3 protein-coding genes are annotated in these 5,846 nt (G+C 74.7%); all 3 read left to right on the top strand.

Translation table 11 applies throughout. The features are described 5' to 3' along the window. Positions 1–127 precede the first annotated feature (127 nt). Positions 128–766, top strand: coding sequence for a GNAT family N-acetyltransferase (locus ACFWN1_RS31040; protein ID WP_384369348.1), 639 nt, complete (start codon positions 128–130; stop codon positions 764–766). 98 nt (positions 767–864) lie between these two features. Next, positions 865–2,082 carry a precorrin-6y C5,15-methyltransferase (decarboxylating) subunit CbiE gene (gene cbiE / locus ACFWN1_RS31035; protein WP_384369345.1) on the top strand — a complete coding sequence of 406 codons (1,218 nt, stop codon included), beginning with the start codon at positions 865–867 and terminating at the stop codon, positions 2,080–2,082. Positions 2,083–2,466: 384 nt separating this feature from the next. Continuing rightward, the gene (gene cobT / locus ACFWN1_RS31030) at positions 2,467–5,802 is read left to right on the top strand and encodes a nicotinate-nucleotide--dimethylbenzimidazole phosphoribosyltransferase (protein WP_384369342.1); all 3,336 of its coding nucleotides are present in this window, start codon (positions 2,467–2,469) and stop codon (positions 5,800–5,802) included. Positions 5,803–5,846: the final 44 nt, after the last annotated feature.

The following is a 5,846-nucleotide window of genomic DNA, read 5'->3' as shown; positions in this document are numbered from 1 at the left end:
GCGTCAGATGTGTATAAGAGACAGGGGCGGGCCCGTGCGTGCGTCGTGGTGCTGTCATGCTGCATGCTGGGCAGTTCAGCGGGGCCCTGACGGACCCTCAAGAAACTCGAAGGTTACGGAGTGGCGCATGACTAGCACCTTCCCCAACGTCTCCATCTCGACGGAGCGGCTGGGCCTGCGTCCCCTCGACGAGGACGATCTGCCCGCCCTGGCCGAGATGATGAACGACGAACAGGTCGCCGCCTGGACCGACGTGCCCCAGCCCTTCACCGAGGACGGCGCCCGGCGCTGGATCACCCAGTACGCGCCTACCGAACGCGCCGCCGGACGCGGGATCGACCTCGCCGTCACCGAGTTCCTCACCCAGCGCCTGGTCGGCATCGTCCAGCTCAGCAAGACCAACTGGCGCATCCGGTCCGCCGAGCTGTCGTACATCATCGCCCCCTGGGCGCGCGGCGAGGGCTACGCCTCCGAGGCCGCGCTCGCCACCGCCAAGTGGCTCTTCGGCCACCAGCGGTTCGAGCGCATCGAGCTGCGCACCGCCGCCGACAACACCGCCTCCCAGCAGGTCGCCCAGAAGATCGGCTGCATCAGTGAGGGCGTGCTCCGCAACGCCTGCATAGTCCACGTGCGCACCGAGGACGGCACCTGGACCGACATGCGCACCGACTTCATCGTGTGGAGCCTGCTGCCCGAGGATCTGGAGGGCAGCGACGAACAGCTGGCCGACAGCCGCGGCTTCGGCTCCTACGCCCACTGGAACTGACCCCGCCCCGCCGCCCCACTGCGCCGCGCCACCAGGTAATCTCACGAAGCCCGTATCGGGGCCCCTGACGACACACGAAGACCTGGAGACTGACGACGATGGCCGACCGGGTCACGGTGATCGGCTGGGACGGCTCGCCGCTGACCGACGCGGCACGCGGCGCCCTCGGCGCCGCCACGCTCGTCGCGGGCGCCCCCCACCATCTTGCGCTCCCCGAGATCCCGGAGACCGCCGAACGTGTACGCCTCGGCAGCGTCACCCTGGCCGCCCGCCGGGTCGCCGCCCACCGCGGCACCGCCGTCGTGTTCGCCGACGGCGACCCCGGCTTCTTCGGTGTCGTGCGCGCCCTGCGCGCCCCGGAGTTCGGCCTGGAGGTCGAGGTCGTGCCCGGCGTCTCCTCCGTGGCCGCCGCCTTCGCCCGCGCGGGCATGCCCTGGGACGACGCCCACGTGGTCGTCGCCCACCCCCGCACCCTGCGCCGCGCCGTGAACGTGTGCCGCGCCCACACCAAGGTCGCCGTCCTCACCTCGCCCGGCGCCGGACCAGCCGAACTCGGCCTGCTCCTCGACGAGGTGCACCGCACCTTCGTCGTCTGCGAGGAACTCGGCACCGGGAACGAACGCGTCAGCGTCCTCACCTCCGACACCGCCGCCGACCACACCTGGCGCGATCCCAACGTCGTCATCGTCATCGGCGGCCCCGCGGCCGCCGTCGAGGGCGGCGGCTGGATCGCCGGCCGCGACCCCGGCACCGGCCCGCGCGGCTGGACCCAGCCCGACGAGGTGTACGGCGGCGTCCTCGGCGAGGGCGAGAACGAACTGCTCCGCGCCGCCCAGCTCGCCCGGCTCGGCCCGCGCACCGGCGACCTGGTGTGGGACATCGGCTGCGGCTCGGGCGCCTTCGCCGTCGAGGCCGCCCGCGCCGGTGCCGCCGTGCTCGCCGTCGACCTCGACCCCGAGTCCTGCGCCCGCACCGACGCCGTCGCCCGCCAGTTCGGGGTGCAGCTCCAGATCGTGCGCGGCGAGGCGCCGCACATCCTGGAGAACCTGCCCGAGCCGGACGTCGTACGCGTCGGCGGCGGGGGAGCGGCCGTCGTCTCGGCCGTGGCCGACCGGCGCCCGCAGCGCATCGTCGCCCACGCCGCCACCCGCGACGCCGCCGAACTCATCGGCCGCGACCTCACCGAGCACGGCTACCGGGTCGAGTGCGCCCTCCTCCAGGCCGTCGGACTGGACACCAAGTCCTGGGCGGAGAACGAGCGGAGCGTCGTCTTCCTGCTCACCGGCGAGCTGCCGCCGCGCGAGAACCCGCGCTGAGCCACCGCCGTCACCGCGGCTCGTCGCGCCCCGTGATCAGGTTGTCGTACCGCGCGCGGTAGGCTGGCCGATCGTGGTACCGCACCCGAGGTCCGGACATTCGTTCGTCAATGTCCGGAAAGCTCGCCCGGTTCGGGGCGTTGGGTGAGGTACGGCGAAACCGGAGGACGCGCGACGTGGCGCAGTCCACAACGGGCTGTCTCGTGATCTCGCTGTCATGACGGCACAACGGCCGCGAGAATGCCACCGAATGGCTTTGTCGCCATTTCTGGCGGCTCGTTCGTGCCGATGCGCACGGACGCTCGTTCTCACTACGGGGCGGTCGGTGCGCCGTTCCGGGTGAGCTGGTCGTAGCAGCACTAAACCGATGGGCGAGGGGTACGCATGACCGACACCGGCCAGGTCCCGGCCGAGGGACAGCCGGAGAGCGCAGGCATGGTGGAGCAGCCGGGCGCCCTCGGGCACGGCGCGTACACCTACCTCGCCGAGGCGCCCGCCGAGGACGAGGATCTGCTGCTGCCGGGCGCTCAGGGCGCATGGGGCAACGAAGTGCCGCCGCCCGCCCCGGAACCGGTCGTCGAGGCCGTCCACCAGCCCGGCGCCCACGAGACGGCGGGCCGGGACACCGGCTCCGTCGACCTCGGCGGCGTACGGCTGCCCGAACAGGGGACCGGCTCCCCGCCGTCGGCGGCCCACGAGGCCCCTACGGCCCCGCAGCCGCCGCGCCGTCCGCTGCACCTCGGCCCGCCGATCCCGGACACCTCCGCGAGCCCGGTCCGCTCCCTGGCCGACCGAGGGCCGGCCGGAGCGCCGCAGCGGCCCACGCCCGGTCCCGAGTACCTCGATGTGCAGGCGCTGCCCGACCCGGCCCCGCAGGCCGCCGCGCCCTGGGGCGCCGCCCCGGCGGAGACCGTGGCACCGGCGGCGGAAACGGTCGTCCCGGAGACGGTCGTCCCGGAGACGGTCGCGGCGGACGCGGTTCTGCCCGACGCGGAGAGCGCGCCCGTCGAGCCGGCTGAGGCCGCGCAGGCCGCCGTGGACCGGCTGACGGCGCAGGCCGAGGCCGCCGTGGAGGAGGCACCGGAGACCCCGTACGTGGCCGAGGAGCGGCAGGGGGAGGACCCCGAGGCGATCCTGGAGGCCGTGGAGGCCGTGCCCGAGGCCGCTCCGGGGGCCGAGGCCGAGGCCGCCATCGAGGAGGCGCTCGTCGAGGCCACGGAGGCGGAGGTCGCGGCCGAGGCCGTCGAGGTGACGCCCGAGCCCGTCCGGGCGCCGGAGGCTGTGGCCACCGGGCCCGTCGTCCCCGAGCCCGTCGCCCCGGAGCCCGTCGCCCCGGAGGCCGTGGAGGAGGTTCCGCCGGCTCCCGAGGACGTGGCGGTGGCTCCCGCCGAGGAGGCTGTGCCGGCCGTCGAGCCCGTGGAGGTCCCCGAGCCCGGCGTGCCCGTTACCCCGGTCGCCCCGGCCGCCCCGGCCGAGGAGACAGCCGTACCGGAGGCCCTCGCGGTCCCCACGGCACCCGAGGCGGAACTCCCGCTGCCCGCCCACGAGTTCCCGCTCCCCGAGCCCGCGATCCGTGCCGAGCCCAAGGAGATCCCGGTCTTCGAGGTCCCGGCACAGCCAGTGCTCCCGGCTCCCGCCGCCCACGAAGCACCCGCGGGCGCCTGGCTCCACGCCCCCGAGGACGTCCCGGCGGAGCCGCTGCCCTCGGGTCTGCCGCCGGCGCCGCACCCCGCGCAGCCGCTCGGGCAGTTCGTGGCCGTCGACGGACAGGTGCCGACCACCCCGCACCTGGCCCCCACCCCGCCGCGGCCGCTGATCCTCCCCGACCTGGACGCCGTCGCCCCGCAGGCCCCCCTGGCCGCCGTGCCCGAACCCCGCGCGGACGAGGGGCCGGAGCTGGTCCAGCACGCCGAGGACCTGGTCACGACCGGCGCCGAGCACGCCGAGGAACCCGCGCCCGCCGAGGCGGAGCCGGTCCTGCCCCCGGGCCCGGCCGCGCCCGCCTACGACGACGCCGAGCGCGAGGCCGTGCTGAAGGTGATGCGCGAGCGCCGCGACATCCGCAACGGCTTCCGCGCCGACCCGATCCCGCACGACGTGCTGCTGCGCGTCCTGGAGGCGGCCCACACCGCACCCTCGGTCGGCCACTCGCAGCCCTGGGACTTCGTCGTGATCCGCTCCGCCGACACCCGGCGCGCGATGCACGACCTCGCCATGAGCCAGCGCGAGGCGTACGCCAAGTCGCTGCCCAAGGGCCGCGCCAAGCAGTTCAAGGAAATGAAGATCGAGGCCATCCTCGACACCCCGGTGAACATCGTCGTCACCGCCGACCCCACCCGTGGCGGCCGCCACACCCTCGGCCGGCACACCCAGCCGCAGATGGCCCCGTACTCCTCCGCGCTCGCGGTGGAGAACCTCTGGCTCGCCGCGCGCGCCGAGGGCCTCGGTGTCGGCTGGGTCAGCTTCTTCGACGAGCGGGAGATGGTCCGCGCGCTCGGCCTGCCCGAGCACCTGGAGGTCGTCGCCTACCTGTGCGTCGGGTACGTCGACGAGTTCCCGGACGAGCCCGAGCTGACGCAGGCCGGCTGGTCCAAGCGCCGCCCGCTGTCCTGGGTGGTGCACGAGGAGACGTACGGCCGCCGTGCCCTGCCCGGAGAGCACCCCCATGACCTGCTCGCCGAGACCGTCGCGCAGATCCGCCCGCTCGACGCCAAGGCGCTCGGCGAGGCGTGGGAGCGCCAGAAGCGCATGACCAAGCCGGCCGGCGCGCTGGGCATGCTGGAGATCATCTCCGCGCAGCTCTCGGGCCTGTCCCGGCAGTGCCCGCCGCCCATCCCGGAGCCCGCGGCCGTGGCCGTGTTCGCCGGTGACCACGGTGTGCACGCGCAGGGCGTCACCCCGTGGCCGCAGGAGGTCACCGGCCAGATGGTCGCCAACTTCCTGGGCGGCGGCGCGGTCTGCAACGCCTTCGCCAACCAGGTCGGCGCCGAGGTGTGCGTCGTGGACGTCGGCGTCGCCGCCGACCTGCCCGCCACCCCCGGCCTGCTGCCCCGCAAGATCCGCGCCGGCACCTCCGACATGACCAAGGGCCCCGCGATGACCCGCGAGGAGGCCAGAGCCGCCATCGAGGTCGGCATCGAGACCGCCCGCGACCTCGTCGCCGCCGGGAACAAGGCGCTGCTCACCGGCGAGATGGGCATCGCCAACACCACCTCCTCCGCCGCGCTGATCTCCGTCTTCACCGGCGCCGACCCGGGCGAGGTCACCGGGCGCGGCACCGGCATCAACGACGAGACCCTGGCCCGCAAGACCGAGGTCGTCCGCCGCGCGCTGGCACTCCACCAGCCGGACCCCGCCGACCCGATCGGGGTCCTCGCGGCCCTCGGCGGCTTCGAGCACGCGGCCATGGTCGGCCTGCTGCTGGGTGGCGCCTCCTTGCGCACTCCGGTCATCCTGGACGGGGTGAGCGCCGGTGCCGCCGCGCTCGTCGCCCGTGCCATCGCCCCCGAGGTGCTGGCGGCCTGCATCGCCGGTCACCGCAGCGCCGAGCCCGGCCATGTGGCCGCGCTCAACAGGCTGGGGCTGCGCCCGCTGGTCGACCTCGACCTGCGCCTGGGCGAGGGCACCGGCGCGCTGCTCGCGCTGCCGCTGGTGCAGAGCACGGCCCGCGCGATGCACGAGGTGGCGACGTTCGACTCGGCGGGCGTCACCGAGAAGTAGCCGGCGGCCACGGGCGGTCCGGTCCGGCGCTCACCAGCCGGACC

Source organism: Streptomyces sp. NPDC058459 (assembly GCF_042721685.1).
Taxonomy (GTDB): domain Bacteria; phylum Actinomycetota; class Actinomycetes; order Streptomycetales; family Streptomycetaceae; genus Streptomyces.
Note: the sequence above shows the minus strand (reverse complement) of the source record. Positions and strands in the feature narration are given on the sequence as shown.